21 protein-coding genes are annotated in these 19,162 nt (G+C 70.7%); 20 read left to right on the top strand and 1 reads right to left on the bottom strand.

Features of this window, described 5'->3' with window-relative positions; translation table 11 throughout:
* Positions 1 to 22 precede the first annotated feature (22 nt).
* From ACQEWB_RS09520 to ACQEWB_RS09460, 13 genes are all read left to right on the top strand, one after another.
* Positions 23 to 511: a DUF4188 domain-containing protein gene (locus ACQEWB_RS09520; RefSeq protein WP_432829039.1), complete on the top strand. Its 489-nt coding sequence runs from the start codon at positions 23 to 25 to the stop codon at positions 509 to 511.
* Positions 508 to 2,214 (top strand): acetyl-CoA carboxylase carboxyltransferase subunit alpha, encoded by a 1,707-nt coding sequence (locus ACQEWB_RS09515; protein ID WP_432829037.1) that lies wholly within the window; start codon positions 508 to 510, stop codon positions 2,212 to 2,214. Before ACQEWB_RS09520 ends, ACQEWB_RS09515 begins: the two co-directional genes overlap by 4 nt.
* Positions 2,204 to 2,686 (top strand): acetyl-CoA carboxylase biotin carboxyl carrier protein, encoded by a 483-nt coding sequence (gene accB / locus ACQEWB_RS09510; RefSeq protein ID WP_432829035.1) that lies wholly within the window; start codon positions 2,204 to 2,206, stop codon positions 2,684 to 2,686. Before ACQEWB_RS09515 ends, accB begins: the two co-directional genes overlap by 11 nt.
* A gap of 18 nt (positions 2,687 to 2,704) precedes the next feature.
* Positions 2,705 to 4,066, top strand: a complete 1,362-nt coding sequence (accC, locus tag ACQEWB_RS09505) for an acetyl-CoA carboxylase biotin carboxylase subunit (protein ID WP_432829033.1) — start codon at positions 2,705 to 2,707, stop codon at positions 4,064 to 4,066.
* 100 nt (positions 4,067 to 4,166) lie between these two features.
* Positions 4,167 to 4,631, top strand: a complete 465-nt coding sequence (locus ACQEWB_RS09500) for a cobalamin B12-binding domain-containing protein (protein WP_432829031.1) — start codon at positions 4,167 to 4,169, stop codon at positions 4,629 to 4,631.
* A complete protein-coding gene (locus ACQEWB_RS09495) occupies positions 4,631 to 5,908 on the top strand; it encodes a methylaspartate mutase (RefSeq protein ID WP_432829029.1) in 1,278 nt (425 codons plus the stop codon). Before ACQEWB_RS09500 ends, ACQEWB_RS09495 begins: the two co-directional genes overlap by 1 nt.
* Positions 5,909 to 6,044: 136 nt before the next feature.
* Complete coding sequence (locus tag ACQEWB_RS09490) at positions 6,045 to 6,989, top strand: transporter substrate-binding domain-containing protein (protein WP_432829027.1); 945 nt, start codon at positions 6,045 to 6,047, stop codon at positions 6,987 to 6,989.
* A 104-nt stretch (positions 6,990 to 7,093) separates the two neighbouring features.
* Positions 7,094 to 7,990, top strand: coding sequence for a DMT family transporter (locus tag ACQEWB_RS09485; RefSeq protein ID WP_432843720.1), 897 nt, complete (start codon positions 7,094 to 7,096; stop codon positions 7,988 to 7,990).
* Positions 7,987 to 9,030, top strand: coding sequence for an aspartate-semialdehyde dehydrogenase (locus ACQEWB_RS09480; RefSeq protein ID WP_432829025.1), 1,044 nt, complete (start codon positions 7,987 to 7,989; stop codon positions 9,028 to 9,030). The genes ACQEWB_RS09485 and ACQEWB_RS09480 overlap by 4 nt, the downstream gene beginning before the upstream one ends.
* Complete coding sequence (locus ACQEWB_RS09475; protein ID WP_432829023.1) at positions 9,027 to 10,130, top strand: aspartate kinase; 1,104 nt, start codon at positions 9,027 to 9,029, stop codon at positions 10,128 to 10,130. Before ACQEWB_RS09480 ends, ACQEWB_RS09475 begins: the two co-directional genes overlap by 4 nt.
* A 2-nt stretch (positions 10,131 to 10,132) precedes the next feature.
* Positions 10,133 to 11,116 (top strand): TauD/TfdA family dioxygenase, encoded by a 984-nt coding sequence (locus tag ACQEWB_RS09470; protein WP_432829021.1) that lies wholly within the window; start codon positions 10,133 to 10,135, stop codon positions 11,114 to 11,116.
* Between the two features lie 119 nt (positions 11,117 to 11,235).
* Positions 11,236 to 12,240 carry a LuxR C-terminal-related transcriptional regulator gene (locus tag ACQEWB_RS09465; protein ID WP_432829019.1) on the top strand — a complete coding sequence of 335 codons (1,005 nt, stop codon included), beginning with the start codon at positions 11,236 to 11,238 and terminating at the stop codon, positions 12,238 to 12,240.
* Positions 12,241 to 12,354: 114 nt separating this feature from the next.
* Positions 12,355 to 13,251: a LysR family transcriptional regulator gene (locus ACQEWB_RS09460; protein WP_432829017.1), complete on the top strand. Its 897-nt coding sequence runs from the start codon at positions 12,355 to 12,357 to the stop codon at positions 13,249 to 13,251.
* Positions 13,252 to 13,263: 12 nt separating this feature from the next.
* On the opposite strand, the gene ACQEWB_RS09455 is transcribed toward ACQEWB_RS09460, so the two are convergent.
* Complete coding sequence (locus ACQEWB_RS09455; RefSeq protein ID WP_432829015.1) at positions 13,264 to 14,157, bottom strand: LLM class F420-dependent oxidoreductase; 894 nt, start codon at positions 14,155 to 14,157, stop codon at positions 13,264 to 13,266.
* Positions 14,158 to 14,515: 358 nt separating this feature from the next.
* Here ACQEWB_RS09455 and ACQEWB_RS09450 point away from each other — a divergent pair, with 358 nt between their 5' ends.
* Genes ACQEWB_RS09450 through ACQEWB_RS09420 form a run of 7 tightly spaced genes read left to right on the top strand, consistent with a single transcriptional unit; the run spans position 14,516 to position 19,150 of the window.
* Positions 14,516 to 14,968, top strand: coding sequence for a nuclear transport factor 2 family protein (locus tag ACQEWB_RS09450; protein WP_432829013.1), 453 nt, complete (start codon positions 14,516 to 14,518; stop codon positions 14,966 to 14,968).
* 28 nt (positions 14,969 to 14,996) lie between these two features.
* A complete protein-coding gene (locus ACQEWB_RS09445) occupies positions 14,997 to 15,434 on the top strand; it encodes a nuclear transport factor 2 family protein (protein ID WP_432829011.1) in 438 nt (145 codons plus the stop codon).
* Entirely contained in the window at positions 15,431 to 16,465 is a 1,035-nt protein-coding gene (locus ACQEWB_RS09440; protein WP_432829009.1) for an ankyrin repeat domain-containing protein, read from the top strand. The genes ACQEWB_RS09445 and ACQEWB_RS09440 overlap by 4 nt, the downstream gene beginning before the upstream one ends.
* 24 nt (positions 16,466 to 16,489) lie before the next feature.
* Entirely contained in the window at positions 16,490 to 16,798 is a 309-nt protein-coding gene (locus ACQEWB_RS09435) for a muconolactone Delta-isomerase (protein WP_030947702.1), read from the top strand.
* 25 nt (positions 16,799 to 16,823) lie between these two features.
* Positions 16,824 to 17,531: an EthD family reductase gene (locus tag ACQEWB_RS09430; RefSeq protein ID WP_432829006.1), complete on the top strand. Its 708-nt coding sequence runs from the start codon at positions 16,824 to 16,826 to the stop codon at positions 17,529 to 17,531.
* Complete coding sequence (locus ACQEWB_RS09425) at positions 17,518 to 18,741, top strand: MFS transporter (RefSeq protein WP_432829004.1); 1,224 nt, start codon at positions 17,518 to 17,520, stop codon at positions 18,739 to 18,741. Before ACQEWB_RS09430 ends, ACQEWB_RS09425 begins: the two co-directional genes overlap by 14 nt.
* 10 nt (positions 18,742 to 18,751) lie before the next feature.
* On the top strand, positions 18,752 to 19,150 hold the full coding sequence (locus ACQEWB_RS09420) for a cupin domain-containing protein (protein WP_432829002.1): 399 nt from the start codon (positions 18,752 to 18,754) through the stop codon (positions 19,148 to 19,150).
* Positions 19,151 to 19,162: the final 12 nt, after the last annotated feature.

Raw genomic sequence — 19,162 nt, 5'->3', positions numbered from 1 at the left:
GGACCGTCGACGAGGAGATTCCGTGGCAGCCAAGGTCGAGCTCGTGCCCCAGGTGGCGGAGCCGCCCGAGGGAACCGTCGTGTTCCTCATCGGCATGCGGATCAACAGCTTCTGGAAGGTGCACCGCTGGCTGCCGTCCTTCATGGCGATGGTCCCGATGCTCGTCGAGCTCAACAAGCAGAAGGAGTACGGCTTTCTGGGCGCCCGAACCTGGATCGGCCGGACCGTCCTGGTGCTCCAGTACTGGCACTCCATGGACGAGCTGATGGCGTACGCGCACGACACCAGCGCCTCCCACCGGCCCGCCTGGGGCCGCTTCAACCGCACCGTCGCGAACAACGGAGCCGTCGGCATCTACCACGAGGCGTACGTCGTCGACCCGGCCCGCATGCACACCGTCTACCGCAACATGCCGCCGTTCGGCATCGGCCGGGCCACCGAGAGCCGGCCCCAGCGGGCCGTTCCGGTGCCGCGCGGGCACGGCAGTACCCAAGAGCGGAGCACACCATGACGACACCAGGGCCCGTCCGGGCCGGACAGGACGTGCAGTGGCGCCGGTGCGGCTCCTGCGGCGCGTACATCTACGGCAAGCGGCTCGACCGCAACCGCAAGGTCTGCCCCGAGTGCCAGTTCCACTTCCGCATCCCGCCGGACGTGCGGATCGCCCAACTCGCCGACCCCGGCAGCTTCGAGGCGTTCCCCGACACCTACGCGCCGCGCGACCTGCTCGGCTTCGGCGACAGCAAGCCGTACCCGGACCGGCTGCGGGACGCCCAGGCCCGGACGGGCCGTCAGGACGCCGTACTCGCCGGGAAGATGAGCATCAACGGCCGCCAACTGGTCGTCGCCGTCCTCGACTTCACCTTCATGGGTGGCAGCATGGGCACGGTCGTCGGCGAGACCGTGACCGCCGCGGCCCGCACCTCCCTCGCCGAACGCCTCCCGCTGCTCCTGGTCGCCGCCTCCGGCGGGGCCCGGATGCAGGAGGGCGCGCTGTCGCTGATGCAGATGGCGAAGACCTCCCAGTGGATCGCCGCCCTGCGCGAGGCCCGCGTCCCGGTGATCAACCTCAACACCGACCCGACCTTCGGCGGCGTCAGCGCCTCCTTCGCGATGCTCGGCGACGTCGTCCTCGCCGAGCCCGGCAGCCTGCTCGGCTTCGCCGGACCGCAGGTCATCCGCAACACCATCCGCCAGGAGCTGCCGCCCGGCTTCCAGAGCGCCGAGTTCCTTCTCGAACACGGGATGATCGACGGCGTCGTACCGCGGGAGAACCAGCGGGAACAGCTGGCGCGACTGCTGTCCCTGCTCGGTCCGTCCGTGCCCGAGCTCCCGCAGGTGACCCAGGAACACGCGGTGTTGGACAACCCTGTGCCGACCACCCGCACCACCCGCGAGACCGTCGCCCTCGCCCGGGACATCCAGCGGCCCACCACCCTGGAGTACATCGGATACGTCTTCGACGACTTCGTCTCCCTGCACGGCGACCGCGCCTTCGGGGACGACGAGGCGCTGGTCGGCGGGCTGGCCCGGTTCGGCGGGCAGAGCGTCGTCGTCCTGGGCCATCAAAAGGGCCATGACACGGCCGAGTTGGTGCGCAGCAACTTCGGGATGCCGAACCCCGAGGGCTACCGCAAGGCGCTCCGGCTGATGCGCTTCGCGGACCGCTTCGGGCTGCCCGTGATCGCGTTCATCGACACGCCCGGCGCCTTCCCCGGCATCGGCGCCGAGGAGCGCGGGCAGAGCGTCGCCATCGCCGACTGCATCCTCGAACTGTCCCGGCTGCGCGTCCCGGTCGTCTCCGTCGTCACCGGCGAGGGCGGCAGCGGCGGCGCGCTGGCGCTGGGCGTGGCCGACACCGTGCTCATCCTGGAGAACGCCTACTACTCGGTGATCAGCCCCGAAGGCTGCTCCACCATCCTCTTCGGTACGGCCGAACACGCCGGCCGCGCCGCCGACGCCCTGCGCCTGACCGCCTCCGAACTGCTGCGCCTCGGCGTCGTCGACGGCATCGTGCCCGAGCCGCCCGACGGCGCCCACACCGCCCCGCACACCACCGCGCTGACCGTGAAGAGCGCCCTCGCGCGGACCCTCGCCCCGCTGCTCGACCTCTCCGGCGAACAGCTCGTCGACGCCCGACGGAGGCGGTACGACCGCTTCGGGGACCCCCGACTGCAGCCCGTAGTGGACTGGGAGACGCACGATGAGCACTGAGGTGACCACCGAGAGCACAGACATGACCGTGGAGGAACTGCGGGCACACACGCTGCTCCTCGCAGGCCAACTCCCCGGCACGCTACGGCGGATCACCCTGCGGGCCGGGTCGCTGAGCGTGGACGTGGAGTGGGAGAACGCGCCGCCCGTGCAGGCCGCTCCGGTCACGCAGCCGGCTCCCGCGATCGCCACCCCCGCCGCCCCGGAGCCCGACCCCGCCCCCGCGAACCTCGTCCGCGTCACCGCCCCCCTGGTCGGCACCTTCTACCAGGCCTCCTCCCCGGGCGCCGAACCCTTCGTCAAGGTCGGGGACACGGTCGAGGCCGGGCAGCAGCTCGCCATCATCGAGGCGATGAAGCTGCTGAACTCCATCACCGCCGAGGTCAAGGGCGTCGTGCACGCCATCCACGTACAGGACGGGGAGGTCGTGGAGTACGCGCAGCCGCTGGTCGACCTCGTCCCGGCCGGCTGAGACGGGGCGGACGACGACATGTTCGACAAGGTGCTCATCGCCAACCGCGGCGAGATCGCGCTCCGGATCATCCGGACCTGCCGCGACCTCGGCGTCCGTACCGTCGCCGTGTACTCGACGCCGGACGCCGACGCCCAGTTCGTGAAGGCCGCCGACGAGGCCGTGCACATCGGCCCCGGCGCGCCCACCCGCAGCTACCTCAACATCCCCAACATCATCGGCGCCGCCGTGAAGACCGGCGCCGAGGCCATCCACCCCGGCTACGGCTTCCTCTCCGAGGACCCGTACTTCGCCGAGATCTGCGCCGACGACGGCATCACCTTCATCGGCCCGCCGCCGGACGTCATGGAGAACGTCGGCGACAAGGCCACGGCCCGCAGACTGATGACCGCCGCGGGGCTCCCGCTGCTCCCCGGCACCACCGAGCCGGTCGACTCCGTCGAGGCCGCCGAGGAGATCGCGCGGGAGATCGGCTATCCGGTGATCATCAAGGCGGCGGCCGGTGGGGGAGGGAGGGGCATCACCGTCGTACGACGGCCCCAGGACCTGCGGGACGCCTACACCACGACCCGGGCCAACGCGCAGGCCGTCTTCAAGAACAGCGCCGTCTACATCGAGCGCTACCTCACCCGCACCCGGCACATCGAGATCCAGGTGTTCTGCGACGACTTCGACGGCGCCGTCCACCTGGGCGAACGCGACTGCTCGGTGCAGCGCCGGCACCAGAAGCTCGTCGAGGAGTCGCCCGGGCCCGGCATCTCGCCCGAGCTGCGCTCCCGGCTCGGCGCGGCCGCCGTCGCCGGGGCACGGGCGGTCGGCTACCGGGGCGCCGGGACCGTGGAGTTCCTGCTGGAGGCCGACCCGGAGGCGCACAACGCCTTCTGGTTCATGGAGATGAACGCCCGGATCCAGGTCGAGCATCCGGTCACCGAACTCGTCACCGGCGTCGACCTGATCGGCGAGCAGCTGCGCGTCGCCTCGGGCTCCCCGCTCACCGTGAAGCAGGAGGACGTCGAGGTCCGCGGCCATGCCATCGAGTGCCGGATCAACGCCGAGGACCCCGACCGCGGCTTCGCGCCCACGCCGGGCCTGCTGGAGAACTACCGCACGCCCGGCGGCCCTTGGGTCCGGATGGACACCGACTACGTGCCCGGCTCCCGGGTCAGCCCCTACTACGACTCGATGATCGGCAAGCTCATCGTCTGGGGCCCGGACCGCGCCACCTGCCTGGACCGCGCCCTGCGCGCGCTCTCCGAGTTCGAGGTGTCGGGCCCCGGCGTCCACACCACGATCCCCATGCACCAGGAGATACTCGGGCACCCCGAATTCCGGCGCGGGGGCATCACCACGGATTTCCTGGAACGGAATTTCGCGCTGTAGGAAATCCGGCGCTCAACTTATGGAAATTCTTGATCGCCGGACCGGGAAATCCGTTGGGCGGGACCTGTACTTTTCCTCCGGGGAATTCAAGAGTGAAGGCATGTCTCTGCGAATCGTCGTATCGAGTGTCTCCTCCGACGCGCACATGTGGAATCTGGTCTATCTGCAACTGCTGTTGGAGGAAGGCGGGCACGAGGTCACCAACCTCGGAGTGTGCCCGCCGGACACGACCGTGATGGACGCCTGCCGCGGCGCCGACCGCCCCGACCTCCTGGTCCTGAGCACCGTCAACGGCCATGGCCACCTCGACGGACTGCGCCTGATCCGCGCCCTGCGCGCCGACCCGGAACTCGCCGGACTGCCCGTCGTCATCGGCGGCAAGCTCGGCGTCCGGGGCGGCGACGCGGAAGAGGGCCGACGGCTCCTGGACGCAGGTTTCGACGCCGTGTTCAACGAGTCGGAGCAGCCGGCCGGCCGCACCCTCGCCACCTTCGGGCAATTCCTCGCAGGGCTGGCCGAGGCGGTCGCCGTGCCGCAGCCCCTGGTCGCCGGAGCCTCGCACTGATGGCCCGGTTCGCCGAATTCGTCCGTACGGCGACCGCGGCGGGTCGGCTCGTCGTGCAGCCCCGCATGGGCTTCGGCGAACTCGCCCGGATGCGGGCCGGGTTGACGGCCGTGCGGGACTGCCGGGCCACCACGGTCGGCACCATCACCCTCGACAGCTACACCCGCGTCGGCGACCACGCCTCCGCCCGCCGCGCCCTGCGCGAGGGAGCCGACCTCAACGGCTTCCCGCTCCTCGCGCACGGCGCCGGAACCGTACGCGACCTGCTGCACGAGGTCTCCGGCGACGGCTTCCCGGTCCAGGTACGGCACGGCTCGCCGCTGCCGCTCGACCTGTTCCGCACCATGGTCGCCGCCGGCGTGGACGCCACCGAGGGCGGCCCGGTCTCCTACTGCCTGCCCTACGGCCGCGTCCCGCTCCCGGAGGCCGCCGACAACTGGGCCCGGTGCTGCGAACTCGCCGCCGGCGCCCGCGACCCCATGCACCTGGAGACCTTCGGCGGCTGCATGCTCGGCCAGCTCTGCCCACCCTCGCTGCTGGTCGCGCTGAGTGTCCTGGAGGCGCTGTTCTTCCACGAGCACGGCCTGCGTTCGATCTCCCTCAGTTACGCCCAACAGGTGCACCTGGGCCAGGACCTGGAGGCGTTGGCAGCCCTCCGCCGCCTCGCCGCGGAACACCTGCCCGGCGTGGACCGGCACATCACCCTCTACACCTACATGGGTGTCTTCCCGCGCACCCCGATCGGCTCCTACCGCCTGGTCGAGGACAGCGTCCGCCTCGCGGTGCACAGCCGTACCGAGCGGCTCATCGTCAAGACGCCCGCCGAGGCCCGCCGTATCCCGGCGATCGAGGAGAACGCCGAGGCCCTGGAGTTCGCCGACGCCGTGGCTCGCAAGGCCGCCGCGGACTGCGCGGTCACCAACTGCCCACCGCCCACGGACACCGGCCTCCTGGCCGAGGCCCGCACGCTGATCGAGGCCACCCTCGAACTCGGCCACACGGTCGGCTCGGCGCTGGTCGCCGCCTTCGCCCGGGGCGTCCTCGACGTGCCGTACTGCCTCCACCGCGACAACGCGAACGCCGCACGGGCGGTCATCGACGAGCGGGGGATGCTGAGTTGGGCGAAGGCGGGCGGGATGCCGGTCAAGGTGCGGGAGCGGGACACGGAATGCACGTCCGGGCTGACCGCCGACCGGCTCACCGCCATGCTCGCGTACAACGAACGCCGGTACGACCGCGAGGACTTGGTGGGCTCGTTGTTGCGGGGTGCGGCATGAGTGCCCAGCGTCGCCCTGCCGGTCCGGAGTGCCGCATGGATGCGCGCCGTCACCTCGGGAGCCGGGAGTGCCGGATGCGCGTGTGCGGAGTGCACGCCGCCGCCTCGCTGCCCCTCGGCCGTGCCGGGGGTGCCACGTGACCGCCCGCGGCACCCCCGCCGGGACCCTCGCCGCCGTCCGCGCCCGTGGCGCCGTCCGCGTCCTCGTCTCCCGTGGCCAGCCCGGCCTCTCCCTCTGCGCCCCCGACGGCCACTGGACCGGCCTCGACGCGGACGTCGCCCGGGCGGTCGCCGCCGCCGTGCTCGACGACCCCGAGGCCGTCGACTGGTGTCCCGCCGGATCCGCCGCCCGGCTCAGTCAACTCGCCGACGGACAAGCCGATCTGACGGTGTGCAACGTCAGCTGGACGATGGGCCGCGAGGCCGCGCACGGGCTGCTCTTCGCCGGGGTGACCTGTTACGACGGCGAGGGCTTCCTCGTCCCGGCAGACTCCGGCGTCCACGAACCCGCCCACCTCGCCGGCCACCGCCTCGCCGTGCACGCCGGCTCCACCTCCCCGGTCAACCTCGCCGCCTGGTACGGGCCCAGGGGACTGGCCGTCGAGCCCGTCGCCTTCGACGCCCCCGCCGACGCGCTGCACGCCTACGCCCGCGGCGACTGCTCCGCGTACGTCCTCGACAAGGTCGCCCTGGCCGGCGCCCGCCGCACCCTGCCCGAACCGGCGGCGCACCGGATCCTGCCCGCCGAGATCTCCCGCGAGCCGATGGCCGCCGTGGTGCGCGACGACGACCCCGGCTGGTTCCGGATCTGCCGCTGGGTGCTCCAACTCCTGTTCGCCGCCGAGTACGAGGGCCACCGCACCGGCGCCGCGGGCCGCGAGTCCGTCGCCCGCCAGGCCGGCCGGCACGGCCCCGCCGCCGGACTCGACGAACGCTGGGCCGCCCGGGTCCTGGACGCCGTGGGCAGCTACGCCGAGCTCTACGAACGCAACCTGGGCCGGGCCTCGGGCCTCGACGTGCCGCGCGGCCCCAACGAGCTGTGGACCAGAGGAGGTCTGCACTACGCCGTGCCCCTGCACTGAACCGCGCTCCGACCCGCAGAGACGAGGTACCGACCGTGACCAGCACCCCCACCCGCGGCCCCGCCGGGCAGCAGACCAGAGGAGCCGTCGAACTCACCGCGGCCATGGTCCTGTCGGGCACCCTCGGCGTCTTCGTCGTCGAGTCCGGCCAGCCCAGCTTCAACGTGGTCTTCTTCCGCTGCGTCTTCGGTGCCGCCGCGCTCACTGCGTACTGCCTGGCCCGCGGGCTGTTCAGGAACCACAACTTCACCCGCCGCACCTTCGCCCTGGCGGTCCTCGGCGGAATCTGCATCGTCTTCAACTGGGTGCTGCTGTTCAGCAGTTACGGCAAGACGTCCATCTCGGTGGCGACCGTCGTCTACCACACCCAGCCGTTCTACGTGGTGATCCTCGGCCTGGTCCTCTTCAAGGAGAAGCTCAACCGCCACCAGGCCGGATGGATCCTGATCGCCTTCGTCGGAGTGCTGCTGGTCGCCGACCTCGCCACTGCCGACGGCGCGAAGGGCACCACGTACTTCATCGGCGTCGGCCAGGCCCTCCTCGCCGCCCTGCTGTACGCCTTCGCCACCGTCATCGCCAAGCATCTGAAGTCCGTACGACCCGAACTCACCGCCCTCACCCAGGTGTTGGTCGGCATCCCACTGCTCCTGCCGTTCACGGCACTGGGGAAGACCGCCGGTCTCGGCGCCGACTGGGCCTGGCTGGTCGGGCTCGGCGTGATCCACACCTGCCTGATGTACATCCTGCTGTACGCCTCGTACCAGAAACTGCCCACCGCCAAGATCGCGGTGCTGTCCTTCGTCTACCCGGCCGTGGCCATCCTCGTCGACTTCACGGTGTACGGGCACCACATCACGCCCCTGCAGGCCCTGGGCGTCCCGCTGATCGTCGTGGCGGGCCTCGGCGTGAACCTCGGCTGGCGGCTACTGCCGGCCGGACGGCGCCGCACGCCCGGCAAGGCGGCACCACCCGCGCTCACCCGGATCGGAGAACCCCGATGACCTTCGTCAGCGACAGCAAGGCCCCGAGCATCGCCATCGTCGGCGCGACGGGAGCGGTCGGACAGACAATCGTCGAACTCGTCGGGACAAGGGGCTTACGGCACAGGGGAGTTCGCCTGGCGGCCTCCGCGCGCTCGGCAGGCCGCGAGATCGAGGTCGACGGCCGTACCTGCACCGTCGAGGACCTGGAGGGCTTCGACTTCTCCGGCGTGGACATCGCCTTCTTCTCCGCCGGTACGTCCGTCAGCCAGAAGTACGCCCGCCCGGCCGCCGCGCAGGGCGCCCTGGTCATCGACAACACCAATGCCTTCCGCATGGACGCGGACACCCCGCTGGTCGTCCCGCAGGTCAACGCCGACGTGCTCACCGGGCGTCCGGCGAGCGGCGTCATCGCCAACCCCAACTGCTCGACCATTCCGCTGGTGCGGCTGATCCAGACGGTCGAACAGCGGTGGGGGATACGGCAGGTGGTGGTCAGTACGTATCAGGCGGCCTCGGGACAGGGGGAGCACGGCATCGCGGAGCTCCGGCAGGGCGCCGAACTCGCCCTGCACGAACCGGATGCCGAGCTGCCGGCCGACCGCTTCGGCAAGCCGCTCGCCTTCAACGTCGTGCCCTTCATCGACCAGTTGCTCGACACCGGGTTCACGATGGAGGAGCAGAAGATGCTCCAGGAGTCCCGCAAGATCCTCGGCCTGCCGCACCTCGACCTCACGACCACCTGCGTCCGCGTGCCCGTCGTCAACTCCCACTCCGAGGCGGTGTGGGTGGAAGCAACCGAGCCCGTCGACCGCACCGAACTCGTCGCCCGTCTGGCCGAGTTGCCCGAGGTCACCGTCCACGACCGGGACACCCTGGGCGCCTACCCGACCCCGCTGACCGCGGGCGAGCCCGACCACGTCCACGTCGGCCGCATCCGGGTCGCCCCGCACAACCCGCGCGGCTTCTGGCTCTGGCTGGTCGCCGACAACCTGCGCATCGGGGCCGCCCTGAACGCCGTACAGATCGCCGAGACCGTCCTCGACCGGGGGTTGCTGTGAGCGACGCTGCCATTCTGAAGTTCGGCGGCTCCACCTTCCGTACCCATGCCGCCTACGACAAGCTCGCGGCCGGCCTCGAAGAGCGCCTCGACGGCGAGGGCCGGCGGCTGGCCGTCGTGGTCAGCGCGATGCAGGGGGAGACCGAGCAGCTGCGCGGACGGCTGCACGAGGTCAACCAGCACCCCGAGGACGCCACCCCGGCCGGTATGCTCGCCACCGCCGACCTGATCAGCGCCCACCTCCTCGCCACCGCCCTGCACCGCAGGGGCCGCACCGCGACCGTGCTCGCCGGGCACCAGGTCGGGCTGATCACCAACTCCTCGTTCCTGTGGGCGCGGGTCATCGAGACCGACGCGGGCCCGCTGAGCAAGACGCTCTCCGAGTACGAGGTGGTGGTCGTCCCCGGCGGACAGGCGGTGGACGCGCAGGGCCGGCCCACCTGGCTCGGCAAGAACAGCTCCGACCTGAGCGCGATCGCGGTCGCCCGGGCCGTCGGCGGGAACGCCTGCGAGATCCACTCCGACGTCGACGGCATCTACACCTCCGACCCCCATCTGGTGCGCGGGGCACGGCTGTTGCCGAAGGTCTCCTTCAACATGGCCGCCCTGATGTCCCTGTACGGCGCGAAGGTGCTGCACCGCAGGGCCGTCCAACTCGCCCTCCGGCACGGCATCGAGATCGTCTGCCGCTACAACCGGGCACCCTTCTCGCCGGGCACGACCATCAGCCGCGAGGGCGACCAGATGGCCGCGATCGTCTTCAACCAGCGCTCCGTGGTGCTGGGTTACGACAACGACGACTGCGCCGACCTCGCCCATGGGGTCTTCCACGCGGCCGGCATCGACACCGTGCGGCTCACCGACAAACCGTGGGTGGCCGTGGTCGGCGGCTTCGTCGACCTGGAGGCGGTGCAGCGGCGCCAGAACCTCAAACCGGGAACCCACATCGGCGTCCCGGTCGCCGAGATCCGCGGCTCCAAGGTCACCACCCACATCGCCGAGAGCGGCGAGGACGCCCTGCACGTCGCCCAACGCCTGCACGACCGGCTCGACATACCCCTCGCGGACCCCGAGCCGCAGCCCCAACTCGCCGGAGTGTGACCGTGACCTTCGCCGACCTCGAACTGCCCGACCGGGTGCGCGACACCATCGGCACCGAGCTGTGTCTGCTGCCCGACCCGACCCACGACGTCGACCGGGCGCTCACCCGCTACCACCGCGTCTTCGCCGCCCTGCCCACCGAACTCCTCCAGCAGATCATGGACTTCGGCCGGCACAACGACTCCCCGGGCGTGATGCTCGTACGCAACCTGCCCCTGGACGAGAACCTGCCGCCGACCCCCGTCGACGGCGAACCCAGCACCGCCAAGAGCAGCTTCGTCGCCGAGGGAGTGCTGCTCGGCCTCACCGGACTGCTCGGCGAACCGATCGGCGTGCTCACCGAGAAGGCAGGCCGGCTCGTCCACGACGTCGTCCCCGTGCCGGAGGGAGCGCGCGCCCAGACCAACCAGGGCTCCGCCGTCTTCCTCAACTTCCACAGCGACATCACCTACGACACCACCGGCCGCTACGACGTGGCCAACCCGGACTTCCTGGTCCTCAACTGCCTGCGCGGGGCCGCCGGGAACGACGCCTTCACCTACTACGCCGACGCCCGCGACCTGTGCGCCGAACTCCCGGACGCGATCGTCGAGACCCTGCGCAGCCCGCTCTACCGGCTCAACGCGCCCGGCAGCTACACCCGCAGCGTGGGCGAGGAGGTGCTGTCCGAACCGGTGCCGATCCTCAGCGGCGCGGCCCGCTTCCCGGAGATCACCGTCTCCGCCAACGGCACCCGCCCCCTGACCCGGGGCGCCGAGGCCGCCCTGGGCACCCTCCAGGAGGCCTGCCGAACCGTCGCCCACGCGGTACGCCTGCAACCGGGCGAGGCCCTCCTCATCAACAACCGCAAGGGAGTCCACGCCCGCTCCACCTTCCGGGCCCGCTACGACGGACGGGACCGGTGGCTCCAACGCACCTACATCCGGCGCAACCTGTGGAACCTGCGTTATCGGGCCACCCCGGAGGACCGCCGCGTTCATTACTGAATGCGGCCGCCTACCTAACGCTTTCGAGCCCGCGTGCCTCGCAAGGGAGTTCGGGCGGATGGCGCTCGCCTACGCTGGAGCGGCGAGATCCAGTGCGGGACGACTTCGGGGGTGAGGAATTGACGGGTGGGATTCCTCTACTGGGCGAACTCGCGGTCAAGGCCTACGAAGTGGCCCTCCAGAAGGGCCGCTTCGAGGACGAGGAGATCGCCGCCTCCCTGCGCGTGGACCCGGGCGCCGTCGAGGAGGTGCGCAAGTCCCTCCAGGACCTGCACCTCCTCAGCCAGAGCGCCCCCGGACGCCCCGTCGTCCCCCTCGACCCCGAGGTCGCCGAGGCCGAGCTCGTGACTCCACTGGAGGTCGAGATCGGCCGCCGACGGCGAGAGATCGGCCGTATCCACCAGGAGTTGCGCACCCTGGCCGCCGACTACCGGGCCCGGCCCAGTGGCGCCGCCGCCGACGTACCCATCACCGTCCTCGACGACGTCGAGGAGGTGCGCCGCGAGATCGACCGCGCCCGCTACGGCTGCACCGAGGAGCGCATGAGCCTCCAGTCCGGTGGCGGCCGACCGCCCGAACTCCTCGAAGCGGACCGGGAACACACCCTGGAGCTGCTGCGCCGGGGCGTCCGCGTACGCACCCTCTACCAGCACACCTCCCGCACCAGCCTCGCCACCCGCACCTACGTCCAGGAGATCACCCGCCAGGGCGCCGAGGTACGCACCGTCGACGAACTCTCCGAACGGCTCATCATCTACGACCGCAGAATCGCGTTCATCCCCAAGGAACGCACCGGCACCCAGCCCCCCGGCGCCGCCGTCATCACCGAACCGACGGTCGTCGGATACCTCGCCCGCACCTTCGAGTCGGTCTGGCAGATCGGCCGCCCCTTCGAGGTGGACCAGCAGACCGCGGAATACCAGCAAGTCGCCGAAGAAGTACGGCATTCCATCATCCGCCTGATGGCCCTCGGCCTCAAGGACGAGGTCATCGCGCGCCGACTGGGAATGGCGACCCGAACCTGCCGTCGACACATTTCGGCGATCATGGAGGAAATGGGTGCCGTCAGCCGTTTCCAGGCGGGCCTGATAATCGGCCGCGAAAACGGGGATGTTGGCAGCTAGCTGACGCCGCGTGGCCCGAAAGGGACATCGCCCGGACATGGCGCACAAGTCCTCCCGGTGATTCGCTGGACTGGGAATTAATCCATTGAGCGTCGGCCCATGCAGGGAGAGACCATGGATATCAGGCAGCTGGCGGCGTTCCACAAGGTGGCCACGCTGCTCAGTTTCTCGAAGGCGGCGACGGAGCTGAAGTACGCGCAGTCCAGCGTCACCAGCCAGATCAAGGGACTCGAGATGTCCCTCGGCGTCGACCTCTTCGACCGTCTCGGCGGCCGTATCCAGCTCACCGAGGCGGGGCAGCGGCTGCTGCCGTACGCCGAGCAGATGCTGGCCCTGGCCGGCGAGGCCCGGGGCGCCACGGTCGGCTCCGGGGACCCCTCCGGCGTCCTCACCATCGGCTCCATGGAGAGCATCACGTCCTACCGGATGCCGCCCCTGCTGGAGTTCTTCCACCACCGCTACCCCGCCCTGCACATCGTGCTGCGCCCCAGCCTGTGCGCCGAGACCTGCCACGCGCTGCGCCAGGGCATGTTCGACATGGGCTTCCTGATGGAGGCGGAGACCCAGCACCCGGGCGTCCAGACGGAGGTCCTGGGCTCCGAACCCCTCACGGTCGTGGCGGCCCCCGACCACCCCCTCACCCAGCTCCCCAAGGTGACCACGGAGGAACTCCGCCGCACCCAGGTGATCTCGGCGGAGGCCGGCTGCGCCTACCGGGAACTCTTCGAGGCCGAACTGAACGACGGCACGGGCGAGGCCCTGCCGTTCCTGGAATTCGGCACGATCGAATCCATCAAGCGGGGCGTGGCCGCGGGCCTGGGAATCAGCCTCCTGCCGACGGCATGCGTCCAGGACACCCTGGATTCCGGGGTGCTGGTGAAGCTGGACTGGGACATCCCCTTCGAGGTCTTCACCCAACTGGCATGGCGGCGAGGAAAGAACATGACCCGAGAAATGCGCGTCTTCACGGACCAGTCGATCCGGTTCCTGGCCGAGGAATACGGGCGTTGAGCGATTGCCGGGTCAGTCCCGGGCGACCGGTGCCAGTTCGCGGAGGGTGCTGCGGAGCATGCGGATGTGGTCGTCCACGGTTCCCAGACCCATTCCCATCGTGCTCAGACACAGATGCGTAGCCCCCAGGTCCCGCCAACCGGCCACGAAGTCCGGCCACTTGGCCTCCGGCACCTCCGCCAGCTTCAGCCGAGCCTCGAAGCCGAGCTCGGACGGATCACGCCCAGCCCGTACGCAGTACTCCCGCACCCGCCCGACCGCGGCCCGTGCCGCCTCGTCCGGTGGGCGTTGGGGAAGCCAGCCGTCTCCCAGTCGCCCCACCCGCCGCAGCACCGGCTCCGCCTCTCCGCCGAACCACACGGGGATCCGACCCCGCACCGGCCGAGGCAGGATCCCCGCGTCGTCGATCCGATGCCAGCGCCCCTCCACACTGACCGTCGGCGAGCCCCACAGCGCCCGCAGCACCTCCACCTGCTCGGCACTCCGGGCGCCCCGGTCCGTGAAGGTCGCGCCCAGGGCGTCGTACTCGACCCGGTTCCAGCCGATGCCCACGCCCAGCCGCAGCCGGCCGCCGCTGAGCACGTCGACCTCCGCCGCCTGTTTGGCGACCAGCGCGGTCTGGCGTTGGGGGAGCACCAGGACGCCGGTGACCAGCTCCAGTGAGCGGGTGACGCCGGCGAGGTAGCCGAACAGGACGAAGACCTCGTGGAAGAGGTCCTCGTCGGTGTAGCCGTACCAGCCGGGGCGGCCCGCGGTGCCGGCGCCGAGCACGTGGTCGAAGGCGACCGCGTGCTGGAACCCCAGCCCCTCCACCGCCTCCGCCCAGGCGCGCACGGCGCCCGGATCCGCGCCGATCTCCGTCTGCGGGAACACCGCCCCGATCCGCATACTTGTGCGGTTCTGCATGGTCAGGCTGCCCGGCCGACCAGACCCCAGCCGTCGTCCTCGCCGGATGACCCGCGCTTGTTCTGTACGGCGTTCACCATCGGTGCCTCCAAGTTCGGTCGATCCCGTCGTCGTCCCACCCTCGCCGTGCCGCTCCTCGCCCGGAGGGCGCCCCGCACCCGGAGCCGGGCACTCCGTCAGACGGGGGATGACACTGCGTCAAGTGAGCGGTCAGATCAAATGAACTGACGTAGTACCGGGTCGGAGCTCGCAGAGTGTGCCGGTCGGGCCCGGTGCCGGGACCTCGCGCCCGGACCCCCTCACTAGCGTCGGCCGGGATCGCCTTTCCCGACACCACGGCATTCCACCGGAGTTGACCATGAGTTCCGCCGAAGACCGGCTCGACGCGATCGAGACCTGCACCAGGATGCTGTGGCTCGTCGACCTGCGGCAGTGGGACGCCCTCCCGGCCCTGCTCGCCGAGAAGGTGACGCTGGACTACACGAGCCTCTTCGGCGGGCAGCCGTCGACCAGCACGCCCGACCGCATCATCGCCGACTGGCGGGCCGGGCTCGGCCACCTCGAGGCGACCCAGCACATGATCGGCAACCAGATCGCCGAGGTGCGCGGGGACGAGGCGGTCGTCACCGCCCACTTCCAGGCCACCCACCTGCTGCCCGACGCGCACGGCGGACCGACCTGGACGCTCGGCGGCCGCTACCGCTTCGACCTGGCCCGCGGCGCCGCCGGCTGGCGCATCGCCGGCGTGGTGATGACGGCCCTGTGGGCGGACGGCAACCAGCAGATCATGACCCCTCCGGACAGCCAGTAGGCCGCGACCGCGGCCGCTAGGAGACGACATGAGCGACCTCACCGAGCAGACCCGGGACGTGGCGAAGCGGTGGTTCGGCGCCCTGACGAGCGGCGACTTCGGCACCGCGCTCGGGCTCCTCGCCGACGACGTCGAATGGATCAACTACCGCCCCGTGCCCGGCTACAACGACGACATGAAGTGGATCGGCACCCTGCACTCCAGCGCCGAAGTGGCCGACAGCGTCGGGGTGTTCGCCGGACAGTGCGACGTGGTCTCCGAGGAACTGCTCGACCTCGTCGTCGAGGGCGAGAAGGCCGCCGGGATCATCCACGAGATCTCCCGGGTCAAGGAGACCGGCATCGACTTCGAGATCATCTTCACCCACTGGCTGACCGTCCGCGACGGCCGGATCGTCCGCTGGGAGTCCCACACCGACCCGTCCCAGATCATCCGCGCCATCCGCGGCGGGGCGGTGTCCTCATGAGCACCGACTTCATCGCCGCCGTGCGCGGTCGCGCCACCGAGGAGGTACGGCGGCTGCTCGACGCGGGCGCCGACCCGAGCACCCGGGAGCACTCCTCCGGGCTCACCGTCCTGATGATCGCCGCGGGCCAGGCCGACCCGGCGACGGTCGGCACGCTGCTAGCCTCCGGCGCCGACGTCCACACCGCCGACAGCCGGGCCGGCGCCACCGCGCTGCACAAGGCCTGCCAGGGCGGCAGCCTGGACGTCACCCGGCAGCTCGTCGAGGCCGGTGCCTTCGTGGACGCCGTGGCCCCCACCACCGGGCACACCCCGCTGATGGACGCCCTCTGGTACAAGTACCCGGACCTCGTGGAGTACCTCCTCGACCAGGGTGCAGGGCTCAAGCTCCACACCCACTACGGCTTCTCGCTCGAAGAGCACTTCGCCTACGAGCTCAACGTCAACACCTTCGGCAAGGACAAGCTCCTGCGCGCCGAACAGCTCCTCAAGGAGCGCCGGGAGCACGACGCGAACGCCGTGGAGGCCCAGCCCCTGATGGCGGCCACCGCCGCCGGGGACACCGAGAAGGTGCGCCAACTCCTCGCCGACGGCGCCGAAGCGGACGCCCGCGCGCCCTTCCTCAACGGCTTCAACGACGCCCACACCCCGCTGCTCGTCGCCTCCCGCGACGGCCACGGCGAGATCGTCCGGCTGCTGCTCGGTGCGGGCGCCGACATCAACGCCGTCGAGCCCTGCTTCGGTGCCGTGCCCCTGCACAAGGCCGTCTACAACGGCCACGCCGACATCACCGCCGACCTGGTCGCCCACCCCGGCATCGACCTCGACTTCCAGGGCGCCACCAACGGCTACACCCCCCTGCACGACGCCCTGTGGCACGGCTACGCCGACTGCGTGACCGTCCTGCTCGACGCCGGCGCCCGCACCGACCTGGTCGGCCACGACGGCAAGACCCCGCTCGACCTCGCCGTCGAGGTCTTCGGCGAGGACGCCCCGATCACCCGCCGGATCACGGCACGTGTCGCCTCGTAACCCCAACTCCCCTAAGGAACACCCATGTTGTTCTACGTCCAGATGCGCTGGAACCACGAGGGACGGATCTCCCTGGACGAGCTCTGGGAGATCGAGCGCGAAGAGGCCGAACACGCCCAGGAGACCCTCGACTCCGGCTTCGCCGTCGGGCTGTGGAAGGTCGCCGCGCAGAAGCGGGTGATCGGGATCATCGAGTCCCCGAGCGCCGAGGAGCTGGACCGCACCGCGCTCGGCCGGCTGCCGATGCGGGAGTACCTCGAGTTCGAGGAGGTCTGGCCGCTGCGGGATTACCTCGGCTTCGCCGAGGACGTCAAGAAGGCCTACAAGGTCTGATCGCTCACTTCTTCTGGAGATGGCCATGATCCACCAGCTGATCTTCGCCCACCCCAAACCCGGCATGTCGGAGCAGGAGTTCCAGGACTACTGGGTCGACGTGCACGCCGTGCAGTACGCGAGCCGGATCCCGCAGATCAGGAAGTACCTGATCGACACCCGCATCCCCTTCGGGCCGGAGCCCGAGGACCCCCTGTGGAGCGGTATCGCGGAGATCTGGCTGGAGAACGAGCAGGACCAGCTCGCCTCCCTGCAGACCCCCGAGTTCCTTGAGGGCGCCCGGCTCGACGAGCCCAAGTGGGCCGCCTTCTGGCGGACCGTCGTCCTCGACACCGACGCGCACGTGCTGCGCGTCGGCGACCACCCGGCACCCGCGGACGGCGTGAAGATCGTCGCCCTGGTGAAGCGGAACGAGGGCACCACCGTCGAGCAGTTCCGCGAGCGCAGCCTCGGCGAGCACGCCGAGCTGATGCTCAAGGTGCCGGGCCTGCGCCGCTACCTCCAGTGCTTCACCCGGGACGGCGCCTACGCCATCGGCGAGTCCCTCCTCGATGCGGCCTACCTGCTCTCCTTCGACAGCCTCGAAGACCTGGAGAAGGCCGCCGCCTCCGAGGAGTACACGGCGGCCAAGGACGACCTCGTCACCTTCGTACAGCCCCGCTATCTGCACCACATGGCGGTCAAGGAGCACTGGATCATCGGCTCGGAGGACAGCGCACGTGAAGACCGCTGAGAACCATCGGCGTACCCAACTGGCCCTGGGGACCCTCGCCCTGGGTGCCTTCGTCATCGGCACCGCCGAACTCGTCATCGTCGGCATCCTCAACCTCATCGCCAAGGACACCGGCGTCTCGGTCGGCACCGCCGGCCTCCTCGTCACCGCCTACGCCCTCGGCATCTGCATCGGCGGCCCGCTGCTGACGGCCGTGACCATCCGGCTCGGCCGCCACCTGCTGCTCTGGTCGGCGCTGTCGGTGTTCCTCGTCGGCAACCTGCTCGCCGCCCTCACCACCAGCTTCGGCGCGCTGATCGTGGCCCGGGTCATCACCGGCGCCATCCACGGCCTGTTCATCGGCGTGGCCTCCGCGCTCGCCGCGCACCTGGTGCCGGCCGGGCAGCAGGGCCGGGCCGTGGCGATGGTGTTCGGCGGGATCGCCGTCTCCACCGTCATCGGCGTGCCGCTCGGCACCCTGGTCGGCAACGCGATCGGCTGGCAGGCCACCTTCGTCGGCATCGTCGCGCTGGGCGCGGTGGCCCTGGTCGCCACCCTCGCCTTCGTGCCGCGGATCGGCATCACCGGACCCGTCGGGCTCGGCGCCCAGGCCAAACACGCCTTCGCGCCAAGGGTGTTGGCCCAGCTCGGCGTCGGACTGCTGCTGCTCGGCGGCCAGTTCGCGGCCTTCACCTACCTCGCCTCCTACCTGGAGGACGTCACCGGCATCTCCGGCGGCGCCGTCAGCGCCTTCCTGCTGGTGTACGGAATCGCCAGCGCCGTCGGCGTGTTCGGCGGCGGCCGGTTCGCCGACCGGGGCGCGGCGACCACGCTGGTCGTCGCCAACATCGCGCTCGCCCTCATCCTCACCGCCCTGCACTACGTCGGAGACAGCCCGGCCCTGACCGCCGTCGCCCTCGCCGTGTGGGGGCTGGTCGGCTTCGGCCTGGTGCCCTCCTTCCAGCTGCGGGTGATCACCCTCGCCGGACCCGGCGGCGACCTCGCGGCCACGCTCGGCGCGTCCGCCGTGAACGCGGGCATCGCCGGGGGAGCGGCCGCGGGCGGCTGGGCCGTGGAGAGCCACGGTGTCGACTCCGTGTTCGTGCTGGCCCTGATCGTCATGATCGTCGCCCTGCCCGCGACCTGGGCGGCCACCCGCCTGCGCCCGGCGTCCGCCGAGCCGACCCCGACGCCGGCCCCCGTGGCCGACCCGGTGTCCGACCCCCTCTAAGGACCGACCCATGCAGATCATCGCCAAGAGCGGCCTGCCCACCGTGCAGATCAACGGCGAGGTGGCGGCCCACATCCTCAACGCGAGCGACCATCCCGGGCTCAGCGTCTCGGCGTTCATCGTCGACGTGGCCACCGACGCCGGGCCCCCGCGCCACACACACCCCTACGAGGAGATCTTCGTGATCGTCGAGGGGACGGTACGGCTGGAGGCCGGCGGGGAGACCGTCGACGCGACGCCGGACGACATCTGCGTCGTACCCGCCGGGATGCCGCACAAGTTCGCCAACCTCGGCCCCGGCCGGGCCCGCATGGTCAACATCCACGCGGCCAAGGACGTCGTCACCGAGTTCGTCCCGGACGAGGCCGACACCAACGAGTCGTACGCGTACAACCGCCCGGGCAGCTGAGAGGACCCCCAC

Source organism: Streptomyces sp. CA-249302 (genome assembly GCF_050936785.1).
In the GTDB taxonomy this organism is placed as follows: domain Bacteria; phylum Actinomycetota; class Actinomycetes; order Streptomycetales; family Streptomycetaceae; genus Streptomyces.
Note: the sequence above shows the minus strand (reverse complement) of the source record. Positions and strands in the feature narration are given on the sequence as shown.